The organism is Mycobacterium sp. E787, assembly GCF_001668725.1.
Classification (GTDB): domain Bacteria; phylum Actinomycetota; class Actinomycetes; order Mycobacteriales; family Mycobacteriaceae; genus Mycobacterium.
In genome coordinates this window covers 1-24035 of sequence record NZ_LZKL01000025.1, presented here as the reverse complement: position 1 = coordinate 24035, position 24035 = coordinate 1, and the positions used below count along the sequence as shown (strand labels likewise).

Genomic DNA, 24035 nt, shown 5'->3' with positions numbered 1-24035 from the left:
AAGCCCCGGATGCTTTCACCGGCGCAGTGCTGCACGCCCGCCGCAACAGCTGACGCGTGCGCGGCCTTGCCGGCCCGCCCACTACCCTGAACCCGATGAATCTGGACGTTAATCAGGCCTCCATCCGCGAGGTGTGCGACGCCGGCCTCCTCGCCGGCGCGGTGACTATGGTCTGGCAGCGCGGAGAACTCCTGCAGGTCAACGAGATCGGTTACCGCGACATCGACGCGGGCCTGCCGATGCAGCGGGACACGCTGTTCCGCATCGCGTCGATGACCAAGCCCGTCACGGTCGCGGCGGTGATGAGCCTGGTCGACGAGGGCAAGCTGGCGCTCAAGGACCCGGTCGTGCGCTGGGCGCCCGAATTGGCAGGCGTGCGGGTGCTCGACGACCCGCACGGTCCGCTGGACCGGACGCACCCGCTGGGCCGCGCCATCCTGATCGAGGACCTGCTCACCCACACCAGCGGCCTGGCCTACGCGTTCTCGGTGTCCGGGCCGATCGCCAAGGCATACATGCGGCTGCCGTTCCACCAGGGCCCCGACGCCTGGCTGGCCGAGCTCGCCAAGCTGCCGCTGGTGCATCAACCCGGCGAGAAGGTCACCTACAGCCACGCGATAGACCTGTTGGGCGTCATCGCTGCTCGCATCGACGGCAAGCCGTTCCACCAGGTTCTCGACGAACGGGTGCTGGGGCCGGCCGGCATGCCCGACACCGGCTTTTTCGTCTCCCCCGAAACCCGCCGGCGCGCCGCCACCATGTACCGGCTCACCGACGACCACGAATTGCAGCACGGCGTCATGGGCCCACCGCACATCAAGCCGCCCTCGTTCTGCAACGCCGGCGGCGGGTTGTGGTCGACCGCCGACGACTACCTGCGGTTCGTGCGGATGCTGCTCGGCGACGGGGAGGTCGACGGCGTGCGAGTGCTCTCCCCCGAGTCCGCCCGGCTGATGCGGACCGACCGGCTCACCGACGAGCAGAAGCGGCACAACTTCCTCGGGGCGCCGTACTGGGTGGGCCGCGGCTTCGGACTGAACCTGTCGGTGGTGACCGACCCGGCGAAGTCGGCCCCGCTGTTCGGGCCGGGCGGGCCCGGGACGTTCAGCTGGCCCGGCGCCTACGGGACGTGGTGGCAGGCCGACCCGTCGGACGACCTGATCCTGCTGTATCTGATCCAGAACCTGCCCGATCTGACCGTGGACGCCGCCACCGCCGTCGCGGGCAACACGTCGCTTGCGAAACTCCGCACGGCGCAACCGAAGTTTGTCCGCCGCACCTATCAGGCGCTCGGCCTGTAGCGCGATGGTGGACTACCCGCCCGACCGCATGACCGGCCCGCGGCTGGTGCTGCGCCCGCCGACGCTGGACGACGCGGGCGCGCTCTTCCAACGGGTCGCCCGCGACGCCGAGGTCACCAAGTACCTGCTGTGGGCGCCGCATCCCGACGTGGCGGCGACGCGGCGGGTGATCACCGAGAAGCTCAACGTCGGCGGCGACGAGCGGACCTGGGCCATCACGCTCAAGCACAGCGGCGACGTCATCGGGCTGACCAGCTGCCGGCGCCCGGTGCCGCACTCGGTCGAGATCGGTTACTGCCTCGGCCGCAAGTGGTGGGGCAAGGGCTACATGTCCGAGGTGCTCGATCTTTTGCTCGCCGCGCTGGATGCCGACCGCAGGGTCTATCGCGTCTGGGCGACGTGCAGCCCGGACAACGAGCGGTCGGCGCGGTCGCTGGAGCGCGCCGGTTTCGAGTTGGAGGGGCGGCTGGCCCGCCACGCCGTCTATCCCACCATCGGGCCCGAGCCCCGGGACGCCCTGCTGTACGCGAAGATCCTGCGCTGACCGGCCCTACTCCAGCGCCCGCCGCGCGTAGGCCCGCACGTCGGCGTCGCCGTCCTTGAGCGCGATGCCCAGCGCATCGCGGGCGACCGGCTCGCCGGCGAACCGGGTCAGGCTCAGCACGGCCGCCTTGCGCACGTCGAGATGGGCATCGCCCAGCGCCTCGGCCAGCAGCGGCACGGCGACGCCGGCCGCCGCACCCGACAGCGCCCTCGCCGCGCCCTCCCGCACCTGCCAGGCCGGCGCCCGCAGCGCCGCCTCGACGGCCGCGATATCGCCGGGCCCCCAACCCAATTCGCCCAGCGCGGCCAGCGCGGCCGCGCGCACCAGCGGGTCGGGGTCGGCGAGCAGAGCGCTCACCGTCCCCGCGCCGTCACCCAGCGTCGCCAGGCCGGCGACCGCCGCGATGCGGACCTCCCGGCTCTCGTCGCCCGTGGCCTTGACGACCCCGGCCACGTCGTCGACCGACACCAGCGCCCGCACCGCCTCGATCCGCACCCGGTGCTCCGGATCGGCCAGCGCGCGGCGGTATTCGGCCGCATCGCCGGCCCGGCGCGCGGCCAGCACGTGAACCGCGGCGGCGCGCACCACCGCGTCGCGGGAGCCCAGGCGGGCGCGGGCGCCGGCGGGGTCCGGCAGCACCTCCACCAGTTCGCGGATGCCTTCGGCGCCGGTGCGTCGCACCGCGGCGTCGGCGTCGTCCAGCGCCGCGAACAGGGCCGGGGCGTAGCCGTCGGGAATGTGCTCGGTCAGCGTGGCCACCGCGGTGCGCCGCACGCCGGGATCGGGGTCGGCCAGATACGGCTCCAGGTCGGCGATCGTAGGCTCCTCCAGGGCCAGCACCTCGGCGATGCGCGGCGACGGCGGCTCGAAAGCCGGTGCGGCCGAGGGAATCCGGGAGCCGGCGGTGGCCGGGGCCTGGCCGCCGACGAGCGGCGGCTGCTCCACCTCCTGCACGGTCTGGTCGACGGGGGGCAGACCGTCCAGCTCCGGGACGGGCACGAAATAGGGTGCGACGGGCCGCTTGAGGAACGCCATCTCGCCGTTGGGCCCCTTGCGCAGGTTGAGGTGATAACCCCACCGGTGGTCGTCGCGCACGGGTAGGTCGGCGCGATCGTGGTAGAGGCCCCAACGCGATTCGGTGCGGGTGAGCGAGGATCGGGCGGCCATCTCGGCGCAGTCGCGGATGAACGACACCTCGACGGCGCGCATCAGCTCGTGCGGGTTCCGGGCGCCCATCGCGGCGATCTCGTCGCGCATCCGGTCGAAGGTACGCACCGCGATCGACAGCTTGGCCGCCGTCTTCGGCGGCGCCACATAGTCGTTGACGAAGCGCCGCAGCTTGTATTCGACCTGCGGTTGCGGGGGCCCGTCCGGGTGCTGCAGCGGGCGGTAGATCAGCTCGTGCGAGGCGCACAACTGGTCTTCCGGGAGTGCTTGCGGGGCAACGACATCGGGCAGCGACGCGGCGGCGTGGGTGCCGGCGAGGTCGCCGAACACGAACGCCCCGATCATGTAGTTGTGCGGCACGCAGGCCAGGTCCCCCGCGGCGTACAGGCCCGGCACCGTGGTGCGGGCGTGCTCGTCGACCCACACCCCGGACGCGGAATGGCCGCTGCACAGGCCGATCTCGGAGATGTGCATCTCCACGTCGTGGGTGCGGTAGTCGTGGCCCCGGTTGGCATGGAAGGTGCCGCGGGTCGGGCGTTCGGTGGTGTGCAGGATGTTCTCCAGCGCGGTCAGCGTTTCGTCGGGCAGGTGCGACACCTTGAGGTAGATCGGCCCGCGGGCGGAGTCGATCTCGCTTTTCACCTCGGCCATCATCTGCCCCGACCAGTAGTCGGAGTCGACGAACCGCTCGCCGTGCGCGTTGACCTGGTAGCCGCCGAACGGGTTGGCCACATAGGCGCAGGCCGGCCCGTTGTAATCCTTGATCAGCGGATTGACCTGGAAGCACTCGATTCCCGACAGCTCCGCGCCGGCGTGGTAGGCCATCGCGTACCCGTCGCCGGCGTTGGTCGGGTTCTCGTAGGTGCCGTACAGGTAGCCCGACGCCGGCAGGCCGAGTCGCCCGCACGCGCCGGTCGCCAGGATCACCGCCTTGGCTCCGACCGCGACGAATTCACCGGTGCGGGTGTGCAGGGCCGCGGCGCCCACCGCGCGACCGTCATCGGTCAGGACCCGCACCGGCATCAGCCGGTTCTCGATGCGGATCTTCTCCCGCATCGATCGTTGCCGCAACACGCGGTACAGCGCCTTCTTGACGTCCTTGCCCTCGGGCATGGGCAGGACGTAGGAGCCCGAGCGGTGCACCCGGCGCACCGCGTATTCGCCGTGCTCGTCCTTCTCGAACTTCACCCCGTAGCGCTCGAGGCGCTGCACCATCGCAAAGCCGCGGCTGGCGGTCTGATACACGGTGCGCTGGTTGACGATTCCGTCGTTGGCGCGGGTGATCTCGGCGACGTAGTCCTCAGGCTCGGCCTTGCCGGGGATGACGGCGTTGTTGACGCCGTCCATGCCCATCGCCAGCGCACCGGAGTGCCGGACGTGGGCCTTCTCCAGCAGCAGCACCTGTGCCCCGCGCTCGGCGGCCGACAGCGCCGCCATGGTGCCTGCGGTGCCGCCCCCGATGACCAGCACGTCGCAGTCCAGGCGAAGCGGAACGGCCGGATCCGGGATGTCCATCATGCGGCCACCGAATCAGTCAGTGCGGCAATGATTTCCGCGCGCAATTCCGCACGCGGTCCTTCGCCGCGGGGATCGGGCACGTCCAGCGACGCGCGCGCCGGTTCGCCCGCCCGGCCCAGCACGACGACCCGGTCCCCCAGCACCAGCGCCTCGTCGACGTCGTGGGTGACGAACACGATCGTGGTGGGATGGGTGCGCCAGGTGTCGATCAGCAGCCGCTGCATGGCGGCGCGGGTCCGGCTGTCCAGCGCCCCGAACGGCTCGTCCATCAGCACCGCGCGCGGCGCCCCGGCCAGGCCGCGCGCCAGCTGGACGCGCTGGCGCATCCCGCCGGACAGACTCTTGGGCAGGTAGTGCCCGAAGCCGGCGAGTCCGAGCTCGTCGATCCAGCGTTCGGCCGCGGCGCGCCGGGTGGCGCGCGGCTCGCCGCGCAGCCGCAGCGCCAGTTCGATGTTGGACCGCACCGTGCGCCACGGCAGCAGCGCGTTGTCCTGGAACACCATGCCGCGGTCGCCGGAGGTGGTGGTCACCGGCAGGCCGTCGGCCAGCACCCGGCCGTCGTCGGGCGACAGCAGGCCTGCCAGGGCCCGCAGCACCGTGGACTTGCCGCAGCCCGACGGCCCGGTGAGCACCAGGATCTCTCCCGGCCGCACGGCCAGGCTCAGCCCGTCGATCACGGGTTTTCCGGTGTAGGACAGGCGAACCCGGTCCAGTTCGAGGCTCATTCCGACGGTCATCGCTGGTTCTCCTCCGCGCGCGGCAGCCACCGGGTCACGCGGCGGCCCACCAGCTCGACGGCCGCCGACGTCACGAGCCCCAGCACGCCGATGGTGATGATGCCGACGAATACCTTGGGGTACGCCAGCACGGTGTAGTCCTGCCAGGTGCGGTAGCCGACGCCGAGACGGCCCGAGATCATCTCGGCGGAGATCACGCAGATCCACGCCACCCCCATGCCGACCGACAGCCCGCCGAACACCCCGGGCAGGATGCCGGGCAGCACCACCTGGCTCAGCACTGCCCACCGGCCGCCGCCCAGGGTGCGCACCGAGTCCTCCCACAGCGTGGGCAGCGCGCGCACCGCGTGCCGGGTGCTGACCATGATCGGGAAGTAGGCCGCCAGGAAGGTGATGAACACGATGCCGGCCTCGTCGGTGGGGAACAACAGGATCGCCACCGGCACCAGCGCGATCGCGGGGACGGGTCTGGCCAGCTCGGTCAGCGGGCCGAGCACGTCGGCGAACACCCGCGAGCGGCCCAGCAGCACACCGGTCGCCACGCCGACCACCGCGGCCAGCCCGAAGCCGGTGAGGATGCGCAGCAATGACTGAGCCAGGTCGAGCCAGTAGTCGTAGGCGCCCAGCCGCCGCTGCAGCGCGTGCACGATCTGCGTGACGGTGGGCAGCGTGTCGAATCGCAGCAGCAGCCGCACCTTGCCGGCGGTGAGTAGCTGCCACAGTCCGACGGCGGCGGCCACCGACACCAGCCGCACGACCCGCGATCGCCACGGCGACACCGGTCGTCGCGGGGCGGCCCCCGGCACCGTGGCGGGCGCGGGCAGGCCGGGCCCGGCAACCAGTTCGCTCAACTCGGCGGTCATACCGAACCTCCCAGTGCTTGTTGGTAATCCACGGCGACGCTGCCTTGATGTGCGGCGACGTAACGACGAGCGCCCGCCACCGTGGCGAACGGGTGATACGCCTGCCCGTCGCGCACCCAGACGGCCTTGTCGGCGAACCACCGGGTGCCCAGCTCGGCGTCCGGGACGTAGGCCGCCCGGACCCTGGCGCCGCGGGCGGTCGCGTCCCGGATCGCCTGCAGCAGGCCGGTGGGATCCGCGATCGTCTGCGTCGCGTCCGAGCCGTCCAGCCACAGCTCGCTCGCCAGAGCCGGGTCACCGCGCAGGGTCGACGGGTTGGCGGCGCGCGCCCGCACCGCGTCGTAGTCCAGCCCGCGGGCGGCGAACACGGCGCGCAGCGGCTCGTCGACGGCGAACTTTGCGACGTCGAGGTCGGCGAAGTCGCCGATCGATTTCAGGTAGGGCACATCGCTTTTCAGCGCATCGATCAGCGACGGCTTCAGCGTGGCGTCGAACGACGTGCCGCCGGGTCCGTTGTAGAGGTACACCACCTCCTGCGGCAGCCCGCTCGCCTGGGCGACGATGCGGGCGGCCTCCAGCGGCCGTTCGTTGAGGAAATCGGTGGCGTCCAGCTGCGCCTGCAGGAAGGCGCCGAGCACCTCCGGGTGCGCCGCCGCATAGTTGCGCCGCACCACCACGCCGTGCAGGGTGGGCAGGTTCAGCTCGGCGCCGTCGTAGAGCAACTTGGCCTTGCCCTGGTAGACCAGCAGCCCGGGCCAGGCGACGAATTGCGAAAGGCCCTGCACCTGACCGGATTCCAGCGCGGAGGCGCCGACCTGCGGCTGCTGGTTCAGCACCTCCACGCCGGCGACACCGCCCTTGCTCAGGGCGCGCACCAGCGTGCCGTGGCCGGCCGAGCCGACGCTGGCCGACACCCTCGCACCGGCCAGGTCGGCCAACGTGGTCGCCGGCGAATCCGGCGCCACGACAACCATGTTCAGCGCACCTTTGGGGTTGTAGCCGGTGATCGACACCATCTCGGTGCGCGCCAGCGGGTTCGCCTGCGTCTTGGATCCGTTGATCAGCATCGGGTAGTCGCCCATCGAGCCGATGTCGATCTTCTCGGCGAGCATCTGCGCGGTGATCGGGGCGCCGGTGTCGTAGTCCTGCCAGCGCACCGCGTACCTGGTCCCCGTGCGGGTGGTGATGTCGGCCAGCCGGCGCTCCAGGTAGCCCTGCGCGCGCAGCAGCGTGCCGGCCGTGACGGTGTTGATGGTCTTGGACTGGTAGCCGACCACGACGTTGACCACGCCGGAGGACTGGGACAGGGACTCGAGCGAGCAGCCGGACACCGTCGCGACGACGAGGACGAGGACCGAAAGCAGCCGGGGGACGTGCTTTTTCATTGTGGGCCTTTGTGTTTCAGCGCAAGAGATACGGCATGTTGACGGTGACGGCGCCGGTGGGACAGCGGGCCGCGCACGGCCCGCAGTACCAGCACTCGTCGACATGCATGAAGGCCTTGCCGGTGTCCGGGTTGATGGCCAGCGCATCCAGCGGGCAGACCTCGACACAGAGCGTGCAACCGTCGATGCACAGCGACTCGTCGATGGTGACCGGCACATCGGCGCGGTTGTTGACGAGCGTCATGGCTTGCTCCTTATCAGGCTCCCGCGCATGGTGATTCGATCGCCGCGCATCCGGATGTATTCCAGGTCGACGGGCCTGCCGTCGTCGAGGCTGGTGAGCCGCTCCAGCATGAGCAGCGCCGCCCCGTCGGGCACCTGCAAAGTGGCCGCGGAGTGCGCGTCGGCGGGGATGGCCTCCAGCGCCAGCGCCGCCGAGCCCAGCGGCCGCCCGCTCACCTGTTCGATGAGCGCGAAGATGTCTTCCTTTTCCAGGGAGTTCTCCAACGCTTGGTCCAGGATCTGGCTGCCGATATCCGGGACCAGATAGGTGAGGTCGAGGCTGAGCGGCAGGTCGCCCAGGTAGCGCAGGCGCTCCACGAACACCGCCGGCTCCCCCGGTTGCAGCCGCAGTCGGCGGGCGACCGAGGGCGGGGCGGTCACCGACATGGCGGCGCGCACCTCGTTGCGCACTTCGCCGAGGTCCTTGAAGGTTTCCTTCAGCCCCAGCAGCGCGTCGAGTCCGTGCGGGTACTTGCGCTGGGCGACGTGGGTGCCCACCTTGGGCCCGCGGTCGATCAACCCCTCGTGTTTCAGGACGCCGAGGGCCTCGCGAACGGTGTTGCGCGACACCGAGAATTCGGTGGCCAACTCGCGTTCGTCCGGCAGCCCGTCGGGGTAGGCGCCGGCGTGGATCTGGTGGCGTAGCACGTCGGCGACACGGCGGGCCCGGTCGGCCCGCGGCCCGTGAATCGGTATCGGGTGCGCCACGCCGTCACGCTAACGCGGCTCACCGGCCCCCTCCGGGCGGCCGAGCCGGGGCCGTCGGGGCAGGTCAGGGTATTGCGCCGGGCACCCTTGCGGGCCGACCAGCAAAAACCCGCGCCCCTAGCGCTATTGCGCCACCCCGACGAGAGATTCGTCTTTGCGATCCGGCTGAGCCGAATGCTCGGGGTCGGCCGGCACCAGCGGCACCGCCGCCAACGGGAACAGCGCGCACAGCGCCCAGGCCGCCGGGTAGTGGGCCGCCATGATCAGCGCGCCGAACAGCGGCGGCCCGGCGGCGGCCGTCAGCCGCTGGGTGGTGTTCTGCAGCCCCAGCGCGCGCCCGCTCCAGTAGGGCCCGGCGACCTCGGTGATCGCGGTGGCCTCCAGCCCGTTGTCGAGCACCGCGAGCACCGACACGGCGATCATGAGCAACACGTCGTAGCCCGAACCGGTGCCGTCGGTGACGGCGAGCAGGAACAGGGCCAGCGCGGCGGCGATCGCGATGGTGCGCACCGGACGCATCCGCAAGCCCACGCGGTCGGACCAGCGGCCCACCGCGATTCGCCCCACCGCGCCAAGCAGTTGGGTGAGCGTGACCACGGCGCCCGCGGCCGCCACCGACCAGCCGTGCCGGTTGATCAGCCACACCAGCATGAAGGTGACGGTCACGGTCTGGGGCATCATCAGCAGGCCGGCCACCGCGTGGATCCGCCACAGCACCAACGAACCGCGATACGGGCTGGCGAGTTCCGCGCGGGCGGCCGCCGCGCGGGGTTTGCGGGGCGGATCGACGATCCCGATCGCGCTGGCCACCGCCGCCAGGGTGCACATCGCCGCGAGGAACATCAGCGCGCGGTGCGGGCCGCGTTCGGAGAGTTCGGGAATGATCAACGCGCCCAAAGCGATTCCCAGCGGCTGCGCGGTCTGGCGGATTCCCATCGCCAGCCCGCGTTGCCGCGCGGGGAACCAGGCGGACACCAGCCGCCCGCCGGCCGTGTTGCAACTCGCCGCGGACATCCCGCCTATGAAGAGAAAGACACCGGTCATCGGCAGCGAATGGGCCGACGCCGCAGCGTAAGCCGCGGCCGCGGTGAGTGCCGAGCCTGCGGTGAGCACGATCCGCTCGCCGACGTGGTCCAGCACATAACCCCACAGCACCAGCGTGACCACCATGCCCCAACTGGGCATGGACGCCAGCAGCGCGGCCTCGGCCAGCGGGATGCCACGACCCTGCAGCGAAGGGATAAGGAAGGCAACGCCATTGATGAACAGGAACGAGCTTGCCGTCACCCCCAACGAGATGGCCATGATCGCCCACCGCGCCCCCGCGCCGAGTTCGAACCTGGTGCCCACCCCCGTCAGCATGCACCCATAGTGGCACAGCATTTGCAGCCACCGGGCGCAGCGGCGACCGTAGCGGCGGTGAAACTTATTGAACGCTAAGGCAATTCTTAACCAGCGGCTAACAGCAGTGTCACGACCGGATTCCGCGTTCACCGTGAAAACTATTGCACGCCTTTTGTTTTGGTGGTGTAATGGAGTTCGACGTCATGGCCTGCCCGCAACCGTCGCCGGGGGCGAAAATTCAAAGGTGATGCACAGGCAATTCGTGGCCGATCCGTTACCGGACACCTCATTGATCGGTCTCAGCGTTTTCTCAGCGCGGCTCCCGTAGACATGCACGACAACGACACTGGAAGATCACTGTGTGATGACTGAGGCTGCAAACCAAGCTCTGACCAAGGTGCCCGCGGTCACGCTGGGCTTTTGGGTGATCAAAATCTTGGCGACGACTCTGGGCGAGACGGGTGGCGACGCCCTCACGATGAGCGTCTTCCACGCTGATACGCACAAGAATTGGGGGTATCTGGTTGGCGTCGCGCTTTTCGGTGTCACGCTGGTGGCGCTGGTTGCCGCGCAGATCCTCGCCAAGCGTTTCCACGCGGCCCTGTACTGGGCGACGATCGTGGCCTCGACGACGTTCGGCACAGCTTTGGCCGATTTCGCCGACCGATCGCTGGGGATCGGCTACACCGGCGGATCGCTGCTGCTATTGGCTTGCCTCCTGACCACCTTGGGGGTCTGGCGCTGGTCGGAGGGAACGGTATCGGTCAGCACCGTCTCGACGCCGAAGGTGGAGGCGTTCTACTGGACGACCATCACGTTTTCGCAGACGCTGGGTACCGCGCTCGGCGATTGGCTCGCCGATACCCGCGGATTCGGTTATGAACGCGGTGCGCTGGTATTCACCGCGGCTCTGGCCGTGGTCGCGGCCCTGTATTTCTGGACCTCGGTCTCGCGGGTGACATTGTTCTGGGTCGCGTTCATCCTGACGAGGCCACTGGGCGCGACCGTGGGGGACTTCCTCGACAAGCCCGTCGCCGACGGCGGGCTGGCGCTGAGCCGCCCCCTGGCCTCGGCGGTCATCGCGGCGATCATCGTGGCGCTGGTGATCGTCCTGCCGCAGCGCCCCGGACGTCACCCGGGCCAGGCGGAGGCCGCGCACGACGTAGCGTGACGATATGCGAGTCCTGATCGTCGAGGACGAGCCGCGACTGTCCGCGACGCTGGCCATGGGGCTGAAGGCCGAGGGCTTCGCCGTGGTGACCGCCGGCACCGGCATCGAGGGCCTGCAGCGGGCGACGGAGAACGGCTTCGACGTCGTGGTCCTCGACATCATGTTGCCCGGCCACAACGGATACGAGGTGCTGCGCCGGATGCGGGCGCGGGAAGTGTGGACGCCGGTGCTGATGCTGACCGCCAAAGACGGCGAGTTCGACGAGACCGATGCGTTCGACCTCGGGGCGGATGACTATCTGACCAAACCGTTTTCGTTCCGCGTGCTGGTGGCGCGCCTGCGGGCGCTGGTGCGGCGCGGCGCCCCCGAGCGGCCGGCGGTGCTGACGGCCGGATCGCTGCTGCTCGATCCCGCCCGGCACACCGTCCAGCGCGGCTCGACCCCGATCGCGCTGACCCCCCGCGAGTACGGGGTGCTGGAGTTCCTCATGCGGAACAAGGACGTGGTGGTGACGAAGGCCGAGATCCTGCGCAACGTGTGGGACGAGCACCATCAGGGCCCGGACAACGTCGTCGAGGTGTATGTGGGATACGTGCGCCGCAAGATCGACGTCCCGTTCGGCACCAACACCATCGAGACGGTCCGGGGCGTCGGCTACCGGCTGTTGTGCTGAGGGAGCTGCACGATCATCCTGGTTCCGCCGCCGGGCCGGTCGTCGATGGTGATGGTGCCGCCGTGCGCGGCTACGATCTCCGCGACGATCGCCAGGCCCAGGCCGGCCCCGCCGCCGCCGCTGCGCGAGCGGTCGGCGTCCAGGCGCACGAAGCGCTCGAACACGCGGGTCCGTTCGGCCGGGGCGATGCCGGGGCCGTCGTCGCTGACGGTGAGCGTGGCGGTTCCGTTTCTGCTGCCGACCTCGATCGCGACGCTCGAGTTGGCGTGGCGGACGGCGTTGTCCACCAGGTTGCGGATCATCCGGGACACGGCGGCCGGGTCGCCGGTCAGCCGCGCCGGGCGGATGTCGGTGTGGACCGCGCACCCCGTCGCCCGCCGCGCGCGGGCGGCCTCGACCTCGGCAAGGTCATCGAGGGCCATCTCCTCCTTGTGCCGCACCAGGTTTCGTTCGTCCGCCCGGGCCAGCAGGAACAGATCCTCGATGAGCGTGCGCATGCGGTGCGCCTCGGGCAGCAGGGTGTCGACGGTCAGCTCCGCGTTGAGCAGTTCGGGGTGCGCCTCACCGACCTCGAGCCCGGAGATGATGGTGGCCAGCGGGCTGCGCAGTTCGTGGGAGGCGTCGCCGAGGAACCGTTGTTGCGCGCGGTGGCCGGCTTCCAGGCGGGACAGCATCTCGTTCATGGTGACCGCCAGGGCCGCGATTTCGTCGCGGCTGTTGGGCACCGGAACCCTTTCGGCCAGGTCGGAGGTGGAGATTTCGGCCACCCGGCTGCGGATCGCGTCCACCGAGTTCAGCGAGCGGCGGACGAGCCAGTAGCTCGCGCCCGCCGCCACCCCGACGACGATCGGCGCGCCGCACGCCAGCAGCAGCGCGACGGCCCACGCGGTCGCCTCGACCGCCTCGCTGCCCCCTCCGACGATCACCGTGTAGTCACCGGACGGGGTCGCGACCCGTTGACCGCTGACCCGCATGTCGTCGCCCGCCACCGCGTCGTCGGGCAGGGCGCTGCGCAACCGAAAGTCGAACTGGCCCGGGGGCACCAGCGGTGTTTTCGGCGCGGAGCCGGACCGCACCAGCACCCTGCCGTCGGGGCCGATCACCTGGATCGCGACGATGCGCTGGCCGGTGGTCAGCAACGCGCTGTCGATGTCGTCGACGGTGCCCGACCGCAGGGCCGCCGCGAGGCTGCGGACCCGGCCCGCGGCGGCGTCGTCGACGCCGCCCAGCAACGTCCGGTACAGCAGCGCGTCCAGCCCCGCGCCGGCGAGCGTCAGCGCCAGCAGGACGACGACCGCGGACACCGCGGCCGAGCGAGCGGAGATGCCCAAGCTTCGCCGAACCGGCCACACGGCAGACCACCGCACGTCCCCGATTCTTCCAAGCCGCGGGCGGGCCGGGAAACCGCGCAGGTCAGCGGGTTTCTCAGCGGCTTCTCAGCGACCCGCTCCTAGCCTTGGGGCGCCATGAACGTCGAGGAATTGCGCCGCGTACTCGCCGATCTTCCGGGCGAACTGCCCATCGCCGTCGAGGATTCCACGATGGGCTGGATGGACAACGCCGCGCTGTACCTGGCGCCCGCGCACATCGACCGGCGGGTCTCCGGCAGCTACCTCTACGCCTGTCATCGCGACGGCGCCGACAACTGCCAGGCGCTGCTGATCAGCAGCCTTCATCAATCCGACGACTGCGTCGTCGGCATCAGTCCCGAGCCGGCGTGGCCGACGGTGATCGACGCCGAAGATGCGCCGAGCCGCGCCGAGGAGACGCCGTGATACCCAGCTTGCCGAATTTGACCACCAAAATCCTGATCGCACTGGCCGCCGCCGTCGGCGCCGGCGTCGTCGCATCGGCGTCGGCGGCCGCGGACCCCAGCGTGTTCAGCACGCTGAGCTGCAGCTGCCAGCAGGCGGCGCCGACCGCAAGCCCCGTCAAGAAGGACGCGATCGCCCGCGGAATCCGGCAGGGCCTGTCGGACTTCCCCGCCGTCACCGGATAGCGCCGTCAGGCGCGTTCGGCGGCCGGCTGCGCGGCGTCGCCGTTGAGCGCCGAAGCGTCGGCCGGCAGCTCGAAGGCCGGGAACGCCGAGCCGACCGCGGCCGTAGCCGCGTTGCGCTGGGCCTCCATCCGCGCCAGCGCGGCATCGGTGAAGACCGACAGCCCGAGGTCGGGGTTGTACCCGTGGATCTCCTTGACGTCCAGCTGGGCCAGGAAGTAGACGATCTCCTTGCTCACCACCTGGCCCGGGACCAGCACCGGGAAACCGGGCGGGTAGGGCACCACGAACGTGGTGGACACCAGCGTCCTGCCCTCGGCCAGCCGCCGCCCGGCCATGCCGATCAGGACGTGCTCGCGGTCGGACTCCTCGTATCCGGCGTAGAAGGCCGACCGCATGTCGCCGAACTTGCACGCGTCGACCGTGCGGAAGGCGACGTCGAATTCGCTGAAGTCGGGCAGGTGCGGCAGGTCCTCGGTGATCTCCTCGACCCGGCGCCGTTGCAGGGCGCGATCCTCCTTGCCGCTGATGCTTTCGGTGCGCTCGAAGTCGGTGGCGATGCGGCGCAGCACGTCGAGCAGGTAGTGCACGCTCGACCAGGTGACCCCGATGGTGAAGATCAGCAACACGCTGTTGATGGAGGTCTTGTTGATCTGAATACCGAAGCGGTCCATCAGGATCTTCTCGCGGAAGTCGTAGCCGTTCATTCCGGTCTTACCGATGAACAGGGTGACCCGCGTGGCGTCGAGCACGAACTGGTCGGAGCGCCACGCCTCGTTCCACTCGGCCAGCGCGCCCTGGCGGACCTGGCGGTAGGAGCTGACCGACGAGGCGCGGAATTCGTCGGGCACCAGGTCGGACTCGTCGAGGATGCGGAACCACTTGCCGATCAGCCGGTCCTTGCGGACCCGGTGCCGGAACACCAGCGCCATGTTGTACGTGTTGCGGACCAGCTCGAAGCCCTCGATGTCGACCTGGCGGCGCGCCAGGTCCAGCGACGCCAGCAGCTGCTGGTTGGGTGAGGTCGAGGTGTGGGTCAGAAATGCTTCGGCGAACGCGTCGCGGGTCAGAGCCCGGAAATCCTGGTCGCGGACGTGGACCATCGACGCCTGCCGGAACGCCGAGAGCGACTTGTGCGTGGAGTGCGTCGCATACACCCGCACCCGCGCCCGGGCGGGGTCGGGAAGCAGCCGCCGCTCGACCCACTCGGACCGGTCCACCCCTTCCATGGATGCCGCCCAATCGCGGTATTCCGCGGCGTATTCCGGTGACGCCAGCATCTGCTCGAGGCGATCGGCGGACACCATCGCGGTGCGCTGCCGCGCCCACGGCACCGCGGTGGCGAACGCGTACCACGCCTCGTCCCACAGGAAACAGATGTCGGGCTTGATCGCCAGCACCTCCTCCATCACCTGCCGGGGGTTGTAGACGACGCCGTCGAAGGTGCAGTTGGTCAGCAGCAGCATGCGCACCCGGTCCAGCTGGCCGGCGGCCTCGAGGTCCAGCAGCGCCTGCTTGATCGTGCGCAGCGGCACGGCCCCGTAGATCGCATACTCGGGCAGCGGGTAGGCGTCCAGGTACAGCGGGTAGGCCCCGGCGAGCACCAGGCCGTAGTGGTGTGACTTGTGGCAGTTGCGGTCGATGAGGACGATGTCGCCCGGGCGGGTCAGGGCCTGCACGACGATCTTGTTGGCCGTCGACGTGCCGTTGGTGACGAAATACGTGCGCCTGGCGTTCCAGGTCACGGCCGCCTTGTCCATCGCCTTCTTGATGTTGCCGTGCGGGTCCAGCAGCGAGTCCAGCCCGCCGGAGGTGGTCGACGTCTCGGCCATGAAGATGTTGCGGCCGTAGAACTCGCCCATGTCCTGCAGGGACTTGGAGTTGAAGATGCTGGCGCCGCGCGCGACGGGCAGCGCGTGGAACTGGCCGACCGGGGCCGCCGCGTAGGCGCACAGGGCGTCGAAAAACGGTGTGCCGAAACGGTTTCGCAGGCCCGCCAGGACGGTGCTGTTCAGGTCGGTGACGTCGTTGAGCCGGTAGAACGTGCGGTCGTAGACGTCGGGTTCGTCCTCGGTCTCCGCCGCGATCGACTCGTCGGTGAGCAGGTAGAGGTCGATGTGTGGCCGCAGCTCCCGCATCCATTCGGCGCATTCCACCCAGTCCTGGTGGTCCGTCGCCAGCACGTCGTCGTGTTCGGCGGCACCGAGCAGCGTGTTCATCAGCGGCACCCGGTCGCGCGACCGCAGCGGCAGGTCGTGGCGGATGATCGCCGCCTGAATCTCTCCGTTCAGCGCGACCGCGGTGATGGCGTCCTCGATGCTGGGAACCACCAGCAGCTCGTATTGCACGCCGTCGGACGGGTCGCGCAGGGCGCGCAGGCACTCGGCCAGGCTGTCGGGCGCGTTCTCCGGGGCGTCGTCGGCGAGCAGCACCGTGTAGAACTGCTGCCGCTTGGCCTGCGCCACCAGCTCCTGCTCGGCCAGCGGCGCCGAGGTGTCGAAAAGCCCTGCGCGGTCGCCATACTCACTAAGCAGCCGCACGGCCAGCGACACCTCCTCTGCCAGCCGCAACGGCAAGAGCTTGTCGAGGAGACCGCGGAACTTCGCCAGATTCGCTGCGCCCGGGTATAGCCAGTACCGCTCGTAAGCGCGGAGCCGATCCATCAGCCGCCGCACCCGACACACATCGTGTTCGATGTCCAGCCCGGCGCGACTGACCTCGCCGAGGTGACGGCAGGCGTCGTCGAGCAGGTTCCACGTGTCCAGGCGCGTGTAGGACGGGTTGGCCACTGCCGCCAGCGCCGACACACGAAGCCGGCGCGGACGGGCGCTGTCTCGATCCATCTGGACTATTGTGCCCGCTCGTCCCCTCCGTCGTCGCCGTTCAGAGTTCGCCGATTCGGCCGCGTCGCGTCCATCCAGCGCAGCACCGGCAGCTCCCGGCTGCGGGCCGGCAGCTCGGTGACGTCGGTCAGTGACCGCACCACCGCCTGCGTCAGGCCCATGATGGCGGCCATCACCGGCAGCAGCGGCTGCAGCGGCCTGGCCGCCGAGCGGACGGTGCTGATGCGGCGGGCCACGATCAGCCGTTCGATCGAGTGGTACAGCCAGGCGCCCACGCCCAGCGCGTAGATCGCCAGCGCCGACGCGGCGATGGTCCACCCGTAGGCGGCGCACACCACGGCACCCAGCACCACCGTCGCCGCCAGGAACGCGGCGACGGCGACGCGCAGCTCCAGCCGCGTCATGACTCGTCGCGGACCGCGCGGGCGGCCGCCCGGATCTGCGGCGTCACCAGCATCACCTGGCCCAGCACGCCGTTCACGAAGCCCGGTGACTCGTCGGTGGACAGCTCCTTGGCCAGCTGCACGGCCTCGTCGACGGCGACCGGCTCCGGCACGTCGTCGGCGTAGAGCAGCTCCCACACCGCGACCCGCAGGACGGCCCGGTCCACCGCGGGCAGCCGGTCCAGCGCCCAGCCCTGCAGGTGCGAGCTGATCAGGTCGTCGATGTGGGCGGCGTGCTCGCTGACCCCCCGGGCCGCCGCGGCCGTGTACGGGTGCAGCGGCGCGACGTCCTGGTTCGCGTCGGCCAGGGCGGCGCGCACGTCGACCACCTCCGCGGGGCTCAGGCCGCGGGCCTCCGCCTCGAACAGCAGGTCGACGGCGCGCTTGCGCGCCTGATGTCGTCCCTTGGCGGCCCGGCTCACGCGTTGACGCGGCCCAGGTAGCTGCCGTCCCGGGTGTCCACCTTCAGCTTGTCCCCGGTGTTGATGAACAGCGGCACCTGGATCTCCGCGCCGGTCTCCAGCGTGGCGGGCTTGGTGCCGGCGCTCGACCGGTCGCCCTGCAGGCCCGGCTCGGTGTGGGTGACCTCCAGCTCGACGGACACCGGCAACTCGATGTACAGCGGCGCGCCGTTGTGGAACGCCACCTGCACCGGCAGGCTCTCCAGCAGGAACCGCGAGGCGTCGCCGACCAGGGACTCAGGCAGGTGGTGCTGCTCGTAGTCCTGGCTGTCCATGAAGACGAAGTCCGAGCCGTCGCGGTACAGGTAGGTGGTGTCGCGGCGGTCGACCGTGGCGGTCTCGACCTTGACGCCCGCGTTGTAGGTCTTGTCGACCACCTTGCCCGACACGACGTTCTTGAGCTTGGTGCGCACGAAGGCCGGCCCCTTGCCGGGTTTGACGTGCTGGAATTCGACGATCTGCCACAGCTGGCCGTCGATCACCAGCACCAGTCCGTTCTTGAAGTCGGCAGTACTTGCCACGGTCGGTGTATCTCCTACGGGATGGCCGGTTCCACCGGAACCGGGATTGCCTGCCCAGACCTGGGCACCCCGTAGAGATTACCCGTGCCGCGGCCGCCGACGGCCTCGCGTCCGCCCTCCCTAGAGGGCCACAAGAATGTTGAGCGCGATTTCTATCGTGGGAAGAACGAAGACGAAAAACAACGCGGCCGACAAGGCGATCGCCTCGCGGATCAGCGGAAGCAAGAAGCCCGACAACGAACTGAGCAACTGGGTGAATGAAGCGAGGGCGTTGTCGAGGAAACTCTGAATCTCGCCCCCCACGGTGGCGATGACGTTGGCGATCGGGCCCGCGCTCGCGGCCAGGGGCTGCAGCGCCGCGGCGTTGCCCGCCTCGGCGGAAGCATACGAGCCGGCGCCCGCGCTCAGGTGCTGGACGAACTGTTCCTGAAACGCCGCCGCCTGCCCGGCCCACCCCTGATATTCCTGGGCATGCCGGGAGAAGAGGTGCGCGACGGTGACCGAGACCTCGTCGGCGGCGGCCGGGTTCAACGCAAGGGTCGGGGCGGCCGCCGCCGTGTGCGCCGCGCTGAGGTTCGCGCCGATAGTGCCCAAATCGGTTGCGGCACTTGAGATTAATTCCGGTGTCGCGATCAGGTTCAACATGTCGGCCCGTTCATCCGGTGAGCATAGCGCGCGGCTACGCGGACGCGACTTAACAGGAAGCTAACTTTTGGGCATTCGCAGTGCGCCTCAGCACCGGCGGGGGCCCGGGATCCGCCGTCAAGTCAGAATGGCCAGCTCCTTCGGGTATCGGGTCAGCAGTTCGGGGAGCCGGCCGTCCGCCACGAACAGCGTGTCCTCGATGCGGACACCGCCGCGGCCGGGCAGGTAGACGCCGGGTTCCACGGTCACCACGGAGCCGGCGAGCAGCGTTCCGGCCGACGTGGCCCCTATTCCCGGCGCTTCGTGGATCTGCAGGCCCACCCCGTGTCCCAGACCGTGGCCGAACTGCTCGCCGTAGCCGGCGTCGGCGATCAGCCGGCGGGCGGCGGCGTCCACGTCGCGCAGGTCGGCGCCGGGCTCCAGCGCCTCCCGGCCGGCCCGCTGCGCCTCGGCGACCAGCTGATAGATCTCCAGCTGCCACTCGGCGGCCCTGCCCAGCACGAACGTGCGGGTCATGTCGGAGTGGTAGCCCGCGACCAGGGCGCCGAAGTCGATCTTGACGAAGTCGCCGTCGGCCAGCATCGCGTCGGTCGGGCGGTGGTGCGGGATGGCCGAGTTCGGCCCGGCGGCCACGATGGTGTCGAACGAGATCGCGTCCGCGCCGTGGTCGAGCATCAGCGACTCCAGCTCGCGGCTGACCTCGCGTTCGGTCCGGCCGGGCCGCAGGCCGCCGCGCTCCACCAGGTCGGCCAGCGCGGCGTCGGCCGCCTCGCAGGCCAGCCGCAGCAGCGCCACCTCGCCGGCGTCCTTGACCTCGCGCAGCGCCTCGACCGTCCCCGCGGCCCGCACCAGCTCGGTGTTCGCGCCGCGCTCGGCCAGCTCGCCGGTCAGCGCGTCGAAGCCGTCGACGGTCACCACGTTGCTCTCGAAGCCCAGCTTGCCGACCGCCGCCTCGGCGGCCCGGCCGACCAGGTAGCGCCCGACGGCCCGCTCGATGGCGACCTCCAGATCGGGTGCCTGCTCGGCCGCCTGCGTCCGGTAGCGGCCATCGGTGGCCAGCACGGGGCCGCGCTCGTCGGCAAAAACCAGCAACGCGCCGTTCGACCCGGAGAAACCCGACAGGTAGCGAACGTTGATCAGGTCCGTGATCAGCATCGCGTCCAGGCCGGCGGCCCCGATTTGCGCTCTCAGATTGTCTCGACGCTGGGAATGTGTCACGACCCTTGACGGTACTCGCTACGCTTTTCCTCCATGAGGACGTGGATGCTGCGCGGATTGGTGTTCGCCGCGGCCATGGTGGTACTTCGACTGCTCCAAGGTGCGCTCATCAACGCGTGGCAGACGCAGGCGGGACTGATCAGCGTCGTGCTGCTGATCTTGTACGTGATCGGCGTCGTGATCTGGGGCGTGCTGGACGGCCGGGCCGACGCCAAGGCGCAGCCGGACCCGGACCGCCGCCAGGACCTGGCGATGACCTGGCTGCTGGCCGGCCTGTTCGCGGGCATCGTCAGCGGCGCGGTGTGCTGGCTCATCGCGCTGTTCTACCAGGGCCTGTACACCGGGGGGCTGATCAACGAGGTGACGACGTTCGCGGCGTTCACCGCGCTGCTCGTCTTCGTGCCCGGGATCGTCGGGGTGGCGGTGGGCCGCTGGCGCGTCGACCGCAACCCGCCGCCCCGCCCGCGCGGCGCGGACGACGAGCGCGCCGACACCGACGTCTTCTCCGCCGTCCGCGGCGACGAGACGCCCACCGGCGAGATCCCCGCGCAGACGGCCGCGGGGGCACGGGCCGAGGAGCGCACCGGGTCGGTCGCGACCGCGGAACGCGATGCGCCGACGGAAACCATCCCGACCGCCGGGCGGGAGACGCGTTCCGAAGCCATCCCGACCGCCGGCGACGACGCCAAGACCGAGGTGATCCGCACCGACGACGCCAGGCACGGCAAGCCGGGCGAGGAGCCGGAAAAGGGCTAGCCGGACAGGTAGCGCAGGGCCAGCAGGTAGCCCTGGATCCCCAGCCCGACGATCACGCCGGTCGCGACCGGGCTGATGTAGGAGTGGCGCCGGAACTCCTCGCGCGCATGCACATTGGAGATGTGCACCTCGATCAGGGGCGCGCTCAGCTCGGTGCACGCGTCGCGCAGCGCCACCGAAGTGTGGGTCAGGCCGCCGGCGTTGAGGATCACCGGCTCGCCGGAGTCGGCGGCCGCATGGATCCAGTCCAGCAGCTCCGCCTCGTTATCGCTTTGCCGCACAACCGCTTTGAGCCCGAGCGCGGTGGCCTCGCGTTCGATCAGCGCGGCCAGCTGGTCGTGCGTGGTGTCCCCGTAGACGTCGGGCTCGCGCCTGCCCAGCCGGCCCAGGTTGGGGCCGTTGATGACCTGCACGGTCTTACTCATGGGCCACCGCCGCGTAGGCCGCCGCCAGCAGCGCGGGGTCCGGTCCGGTCAGCCGGCCCGGCTTTGCGAGCCCGTCCAGGACGACGAACCGCAGCACGCCGGCGCGGGTCTTCTTGTCGCCGGCCATGTATTCCAGCAACTGCGGCAGCGCGTCGGCGTCGTAGCTGACCGGCAGGCCGAGCGAGGTGAGGATGGCGCGGTGGCGCGCCGCGGTAGCGTCGTCTAGCCGGCCGGCGAGCCGGGCCAGCTCGGCGGCGAACACCAGGCCCACCGACACCGCGGCGCCGTGCCGCCAGCGGTAGCGCTCCCGGCGCTCGATGGCGTGCCCCAACGTGTGGCCGTAGTTCAGGATTTCGCGCAGCTCCGACTCCCTCTCGTCGGCGGCCACGACCTCGGCCTTGACCGCGATCGCGCGCCGGATCAGCTCCGGCAGCACCTTCCCCTGCGGGTCCAGCGCGGCCTGCGGGTCGGCCTCGATGAGGTCCAGGATCACCGGGTCGGCGATGAACCCCGCCTTGACCACCTCGGCCATGCCGGCGACGAGTTCGTTGCGCGGCAGGGTTTTCAGCGTCGCCAGGTCGATTAGGACCGCCAGTGGCTGGTGAAACGCCCCGACCAGGTTCTTGCCCGCCTCGGTGTTGATGCCGGTCTTGCCGCCGACGGCCGCGTCGACCATGCCGAGCAGGGTGGTGGGCACGTGGACGATGTCGACGCCGCGCAGCCAGGTGGCCGCCGCGAAGCCGGCGACGTCGGTGGCCGCGCCGCCGCCGAGGCTGACCAGGGCGTCCTTGCGGCCGATTCCGATGCGGCCCAGCACTTCCCAGATGAACCCCACCACGGGCAGGTCCTTGCCGGCCTCGGCGTCCGGGATCTCGATGCGGTGCGCGTCAATCCCCTTGTCGGCCAACCCGTTTCGGATGGCCTCGGCGGTGTCGGCCAGCACCGGTTGATGCAGGATCGCGACCCGGTGCCGGCCGGCCAGCACGCGTTCCAGCTCGCCGGTCAGCCCGGTGCCGATGATCACCGGGTACGGCTCGTCGACGGCCACGTGCACGGTGACGGGTCCGCTGTCGTCGGTCACCGGGCGGCCTCGCTGGGCGCCTGCAGACGCGACACGATCTGGCGGACCACCGCCCCGGGGTTGCGGCGGTTGGTGTCGACCCGGATGGTCGCGACACGCCGGTACAGTGGGGCCCGCTCGGTCAGCAGGGCGCGGTACTTCTCGGCGCGGTCGGGCCCGGCCAGCTGGGGCCGCACGGCGCCGCCGCCGGTGCGCCGCACCCCCTCGCGGGCGCCGATCTCCAGGTAGACGACGGTGTGGCCGGCCAGCGCGTCGCGCACGCCGGCGGTGGTGACGGCGCCGCCGCCGAGCGAGACGACGCCGTCGTGCTCCACCAGGGCCGCGCGCACCACCTCCTCCTCGATGCGGCGGAACTCCGGCTCCCCGTCGGCGGCGAAGATGTCGGCGATGGTGCGGCCGGTGCGCTGCTCGATGGCGGCGTCGGTGTCGAGCAGGCCGACGCCGAGGGCCTTGGCCAGCCGCCGCCCGATGGTGGACTTGCCCGAGCCGGGCAGCCCGACGAGCACCGCCTTGGGCGCCATCACGCGGTACCGCGCGCGGCCGGCGCTTCCCGGTCGGCGACCGCGCGCCGGTAGGACTCGATGTTGCGGCGGGTTTCGGCCAGCGAGTCGCCGCCGAACTTCTCCAGCGCCGCGCGGGCCAACACCAGCGCCACCATCGTCTCGACGACGACCCCGGCGGCCGGCACCGCGCACACGTCCGAGCGCTGGTGGATCGCGACGGCCTCGTCGCCGGTCGCCATGTCGACGGTGGCCAGCGCCCGGGGCACGGTGGAGATGGGCTTCATCGCGGCCCGCACCCGCAGCGGCTGCCCGTTGGTCATGCCACCTTCCAGCCCGCCGGCCCGGTTGGTCGAGCGGACGACGCCGTCGGGCCCCGGGTACATCTCGTCGTGCGCCCGGCTGCCGCGGCGGCGCGCGGTCTCGAAGCCGTCGCCGATCTCGACGCCCTTGATCGCCTGGATGCCCATGACGGCGGCGGCCAGCTGGCTGTCCAGCCGGTTGTCGCCGCTGGTGAACGACCCCAGCCCCACCGGCACGCCCAGCGCGACGACCTCGACCACGCCGCCGAGGGTGTCGCCGTCCTTCTTGGCCGCCTCGATCTCGGCGATCATTGCCGCCTCGGCTGCCTTGTCGAACGCCCGCACGGGGCTGTCGTCGATGGCGGGCAGGTCCTCGACGCGCGGCGGCGGGCCGTCGTACGGCGCCGACGGGCCGATCGCGACGACGTGCGAGAGCACCTCGACGCCCAGCGCCTGGCGCAGGAACGACCGGGCGACGGTCCCGGCCGCGACGCGCGCGGCCGTCTCCCGCGCGCTGGCCCGCTCCAGGACCGGCCGGGCGTCGTCGAAGCCGTACTTGAGCATGCCGGCGTAGTCGGCGTGGCCGGGCCGCGGCCGGGTGAGCGGTTCGTTGCGCGCGCTGTGTTCCAGTTGCGCCGGGTCGACCGGGTCGGTGGCCATCACGGTTTCCCACTTCGGCCACTCGGTGTTGCCGATCTCGACGGCGATGGGCCCGCCGAGCGTGACGCCGTGGCGTATGCCGGACAGGATGGTCACCGCGTCGCGCTCGAACTTCATCCGCGCGCCGCGGCCGTAGCCGAGGCGGCGCCGGGCCAGCTGGTCGGCGATGTCGGTGGAGGTGACCCCCACGCCGGCGACCATGCCTTCCACCACGGCCACCAGCGCGCGGCCATGGGATTCTCCGGCGGTGATCCAGCGCAACACCCGGTCATTCTCCCACGGGCTCAAGTGGGGACTTAAATCCGAGAGGTCGCATTGAGATCGACGTGAGCGTGCGACCTACTCGCGCGGATTCATACGGTCAACGCAACATCCACTGATTTTGGAGGTTGCTATGCCGCGTGGTCATCCGACTGCGAGGTCGGTCAAACGTCAGCTTTTCGATCTGGTCTGTCAGGGCGCGGCCGTAACGCGGGCGTCGTCGGAGTTGG

At 70.5% G+C, this 24035-nt stretch carries 25 protein-coding genes; 7 read left to right on the top strand and 18 right to left on the bottom strand.

What is annotated here, in order from left to right:
* The first annotated feature begins 95 nt into the window (after positions 1 to 95).
* Positions 96 to 1301 carry a serine hydrolase gene (locus A5705_RS04235; RefSeq protein WP_068275638.1) on the top strand — a complete coding sequence of 402 codons (1206 nt, stop codon included), beginning with the start codon at positions 96 to 98 and terminating at the stop codon, positions 1299 to 1301.
* A gap of 4 nt (positions 1302 to 1305) precedes the next feature.
* Positions 1306 to 1845 (top strand): GNAT family N-acetyltransferase, encoded by a 540-nt coding sequence (locus tag A5705_RS04230; protein WP_067880693.1) that lies wholly within the window; start codon positions 1306 to 1308, stop codon positions 1843 to 1845.
* A 6-nt stretch (positions 1846 to 1851) separates the two neighbouring features.
* Here A5705_RS04230 and A5705_RS04225 read toward each other — a convergent pair whose 3' ends face one another.
* The 7 genes from A5705_RS04225 to A5705_RS04195 form a co-directional block, all read right to left on the bottom strand.
* Positions 1852 to 4530: a fumarate reductase/succinate dehydrogenase flavoprotein subunit gene (locus A5705_RS04225; protein WP_067880690.1), complete on the bottom strand. Its 2679-nt coding sequence runs from the start codon at positions 4528 to 4530 to the stop codon at positions 1852 to 1854.
* Entirely contained in the window at positions 4527 to 5267 is a 741-nt protein-coding gene (locus A5705_RS04220) for an ABC transporter ATP-binding protein (protein WP_067880687.1), read from the bottom strand. Before A5705_RS04220 ends, A5705_RS04225 begins: the two co-directional genes overlap by 4 nt.
* Positions 5264 to 6130, bottom strand: a complete 867-nt coding sequence (locus tag A5705_RS04215; RefSeq protein ID WP_067880683.1) for an ABC transporter permease — start codon at positions 6128 to 6130, stop codon at positions 5264 to 5266. Before A5705_RS04215 ends, A5705_RS04220 begins: the two co-directional genes overlap by 4 nt.
* The gene (locus A5705_RS04210) at positions 6127 to 7515 is read right to left on the bottom strand and encodes an ABC transporter substrate-binding protein (RefSeq protein WP_067880680.1); all 1389 of its coding nucleotides are present in this window, start codon (positions 7513 to 7515) and stop codon (positions 6127 to 6129) included. Before A5705_RS04210 ends, A5705_RS04215 begins: the two co-directional genes overlap by 4 nt.
* 16 nt (positions 7516 to 7531) lie before the next feature.
* A complete protein-coding gene (locus tag A5705_RS04205; protein WP_066972033.1) occupies positions 7532 to 7759 on the bottom strand; it encodes a ferredoxin family protein in 228 nt (75 codons plus the stop codon).
* Positions 7756 to 8505: a GntR family transcriptional regulator gene (locus tag A5705_RS04200; RefSeq protein WP_067880677.1), complete on the bottom strand. Its 750-nt coding sequence runs from the start codon at positions 8503 to 8505 to the stop codon at positions 7756 to 7758. The genes A5705_RS04205 and A5705_RS04200 overlap by 4 nt, the downstream gene beginning before the upstream one ends.
* A gap of 123 nt (positions 8506 to 8628) precedes the next feature.
* Complete coding sequence (locus tag A5705_RS04195) at positions 8629 to 9867, bottom strand: MFS transporter (protein ID WP_068275813.1); 1239 nt, start codon at positions 9865 to 9867, stop codon at positions 8629 to 8631.
* Between the two features lie 346 nt (positions 9868 to 10213).
* Here A5705_RS04195 and A5705_RS04190 point away from each other — a divergent pair, with 346 nt between their 5' ends.
* Together A5705_RS04190 and A5705_RS04185 are read left to right on the top strand one after the other, a co-directional pair.
* Positions 10214 to 11020 carry a hypothetical protein gene (locus A5705_RS04190; protein ID WP_068275635.1) on the top strand — a complete coding sequence of 269 codons (807 nt, stop codon included), beginning with the start codon at positions 10214 to 10216 and terminating at the stop codon, positions 11018 to 11020.
* Between the two features lie 4 nt (positions 11021 to 11024).
* On the top strand, positions 11025 to 11693 hold the full coding sequence (locus A5705_RS04185; protein WP_068275630.1) for a response regulator transcription factor: 669 nt from the start codon (positions 11025 to 11027) through the stop codon (positions 11691 to 11693).
* Here the strand turns inward: A5705_RS04185 and A5705_RS04180 are convergent.
* Positions 11675 to 13060, bottom strand: a complete 1386-nt coding sequence (locus A5705_RS04180) for an ATP-binding protein (protein WP_231982361.1) — start codon at positions 13058 to 13060, stop codon at positions 11675 to 11677. The genes A5705_RS04185 and A5705_RS04180 overlap by 19 nt on opposite strands.
* A 99-nt stretch (positions 13061 to 13159) precedes the next feature.
* Between A5705_RS04180 and A5705_RS04175 the strand changes: the two genes are divergently transcribed.
* Together A5705_RS04175 and A5705_RS04170 are read left to right on the top strand one after the other, a co-directional pair.
* Positions 13160 to 13468, top strand: a complete 309-nt coding sequence (locus A5705_RS04175; RefSeq protein ID WP_068275626.1) for a hypothetical protein — start codon at positions 13160 to 13162, stop codon at positions 13466 to 13468.
* Between the two features lie 17 nt (positions 13469 to 13485).
* Positions 13486 to 13692, top strand: coding sequence for a hypothetical protein (locus tag A5705_RS04170; protein WP_067881048.1), 207 nt, complete (start codon positions 13486 to 13488; stop codon positions 13690 to 13692).
* A 5-nt stretch (positions 13693 to 13697) separates the two neighbouring features.
* On the opposite strand, the gene A5705_RS04165 is transcribed toward A5705_RS04170, so the two are convergent.
* The 6 genes from A5705_RS04165 to A5705_RS04140 form a co-directional block, all read right to left on the bottom strand.
* Complete coding sequence (locus A5705_RS04165) at positions 13698 to 16532, bottom strand: aminotransferase class I/II-fold pyridoxal phosphate-dependent enzyme (protein WP_068275623.1); 2835 nt, start codon at positions 16530 to 16532, stop codon at positions 13698 to 13700.
* 5 nt (positions 16533 to 16537) lie between these two features.
* Entirely contained in the window at positions 16538 to 16936 is a 399-nt protein-coding gene (locus tag A5705_RS04160; RefSeq protein WP_068275620.1) for an antitermination protein NusB, read from the bottom strand.
* Positions 16933 to 17397: a transcription antitermination factor NusB gene (gene nusB, locus A5705_RS04155; protein ID WP_067880652.1), complete on the bottom strand. Its 465-nt coding sequence runs from the start codon at positions 17395 to 17397 to the stop codon at positions 16933 to 16935. Before nusB ends, A5705_RS04160 begins: the two co-directional genes overlap by 4 nt.
* Positions 17394 to 17957, bottom strand: coding sequence for an elongation factor P (gene efp / locus A5705_RS04150; protein WP_067880650.1), 564 nt, complete (start codon positions 17955 to 17957; stop codon positions 17394 to 17396). The genes nusB and efp overlap by 4 nt, the downstream gene beginning before the upstream one ends.
* Positions 17958 to 18077: 120 nt before the next feature.
* Complete coding sequence (locus tag A5705_RS28945) at positions 18078 to 18599, bottom strand: PE family protein (RefSeq protein WP_197516995.1); 522 nt, start codon at positions 18597 to 18599, stop codon at positions 18078 to 18080.
* Positions 18600 to 18719: 120 nt separating this feature from the next.
* The gene (locus A5705_RS04140; protein ID WP_068275618.1) at positions 18720 to 19820 is read right to left on the bottom strand and encodes a Xaa-Pro peptidase family protein; all 1101 of its coding nucleotides are present in this window, start codon (positions 19818 to 19820) and stop codon (positions 18720 to 18722) included.
* 33 nt (positions 19821 to 19853) lie between these two features.
* Here A5705_RS04140 and A5705_RS04135 point away from each other — a divergent pair, with 33 nt between their 5' ends.
* On the top strand, positions 19854 to 20576 hold the full coding sequence (locus A5705_RS04135; protein WP_197521234.1) for a B-4DMT family transporter: 723 nt from the start codon (positions 19854 to 19856) through the stop codon (positions 20574 to 20576).
* On the opposite strand, the gene aroQ is transcribed toward A5705_RS04135, so the two are convergent.
* Genes aroQ through aroC form a run of 4 tightly spaced genes read right to left on the bottom strand, consistent with a single transcriptional unit; the run spans position 20573 to position 23808 of the window.
* Positions 20573 to 21001: a type II 3-dehydroquinate dehydratase gene (gene aroQ, locus A5705_RS04130; protein WP_068275616.1), complete on the bottom strand. Its 429-nt coding sequence runs from the start codon at positions 20999 to 21001 to the stop codon at positions 20573 to 20575. The two genes, A5705_RS04135 and aroQ, sit on opposite strands and share 4 nt — an antisense overlap.
* Positions 20994 to 22082, bottom strand: a complete 1089-nt coding sequence (gene aroB / locus A5705_RS04125; RefSeq protein ID WP_068275612.1) for a 3-dehydroquinate synthase — start codon at positions 22080 to 22082, stop codon at positions 20994 to 20996. Before aroB ends, aroQ begins: the two co-directional genes overlap by 8 nt.
* Positions 22079 to 22603 (bottom strand): shikimate kinase, encoded by a 525-nt coding sequence (locus A5705_RS04120; protein ID WP_068275609.1) that lies wholly within the window; start codon positions 22601 to 22603, stop codon positions 22079 to 22081. Before A5705_RS04120 ends, aroB begins: the two co-directional genes overlap by 4 nt.
* The gene (aroC, locus tag A5705_RS04115; RefSeq protein ID WP_067881046.1) at positions 22603 to 23808 is read right to left on the bottom strand and encodes a chorismate synthase; all 1206 of its coding nucleotides are present in this window, start codon (positions 23806 to 23808) and stop codon (positions 22603 to 22605) included. The genes A5705_RS04120 and aroC overlap by 1 nt, the downstream gene beginning before the upstream one ends.
* Positions 23809 to 24035: the final 227 nt, after the last annotated feature.

Bases quoted from the DNA above. Each gene is read 5' to 3' on its own strand.
- A5705_RS04235 (WP_068275638.1), top strand. From the start codon at position 96: ATGAATCTGGACGTTAATCAGGCCTCCATCCGCGAGGTGTGCGACGCC.
- A5705_RS04230 (WP_067880693.1), top strand. From the start codon at position 1,306: ATGGTGGACTACCCGCCCGACCGCATGACCGGCCCGCGGCTGGTGCTG.
- A5705_RS04225 (WP_067880690.1), bottom strand. From the start codon at position 4,530: ATGATGGACATCCCGGATCCGGCCGTTCCGCTTCGCCTGGACTGCGAC.
- A5705_RS04220 (WP_067880687.1), bottom strand. From the start codon at position 5,267: ATGACCGTCGGAATGAGCCTCGAACTGGACCGGGTTCGCCTGTCCTAC.
- A5705_RS04215 (WP_067880683.1), bottom strand. From the start codon at position 6,130: ATGACCGCCGAGTTGAGCGAACTGGTTGCCGGGCCCGGCCTGCCCGCG.
- A5705_RS04210 (WP_067880680.1), bottom strand. From the start codon at position 7,515: ATGAAAAAGCACGTCCCCCGGCTGCTTTCGGTCCTCGTCCTCGTCGTC.
- A5705_RS04205 (WP_066972033.1), bottom strand. From the start codon at position 7,759: ATGACGCTCGTCAACAACCGCGCCGATGTGCCGGTCACCATCGACGAG.
- A5705_RS04195 (WP_068275813.1), bottom strand. From the start codon at position 9,867: ATGCTGACGGGGGTGGGCACCAGGTTCGAACTCGGCGCGGGGGCGCGG.
- A5705_RS04190 (WP_068275635.1), top strand. From the start codon at position 10,214: ATGACTGAGGCTGCAAACCAAGCTCTGACCAAGGTGCCCGCGGTCACG.
- A5705_RS04185 (WP_068275630.1), top strand. From the start codon at position 11,025: ATGCGAGTCCTGATCGTCGAGGACGAGCCGCGACTGTCCGCGACGCTG.
- A5705_RS04175 (WP_068275626.1), top strand. From the start codon at position 13,160: ATGAACGTCGAGGAATTGCGCCGCGTACTCGCCGATCTTCCGGGCGAA.
- A5705_RS04165 (WP_068275623.1), bottom strand. From the start codon at position 16,532: ATGGATCGAGACAGCGCCCGTCCGCGCCGGCTTCGTGTGTCGGCGCTG.
- A5705_RS04160 (WP_068275620.1), bottom strand. From the start codon at position 16,936: ATGACGCGGCTGGAGCTGCGCGTCGCCGTCGCCGCGTTCCTGGCGGCG.
- A5705_RS04135 (WP_197521234.1), top strand. From the start codon at position 19,854: ATGAGGACGTGGATGCTGCGCGGATTGGTGTTCGCCGCGGCCATGGTG.
- aroQ (WP_068275616.1), bottom strand. From the start codon at position 21,001: ATGAGTAAGACCGTGCAGGTCATCAACGGCCCCAACCTGGGCCGGCTG.
- A5705_RS04120 (WP_068275609.1), bottom strand. From the start codon at position 22,603: ATGGCGCCCAAGGCGGTGCTCGTCGGGCTGCCCGGCTCGGGCAAGTCC.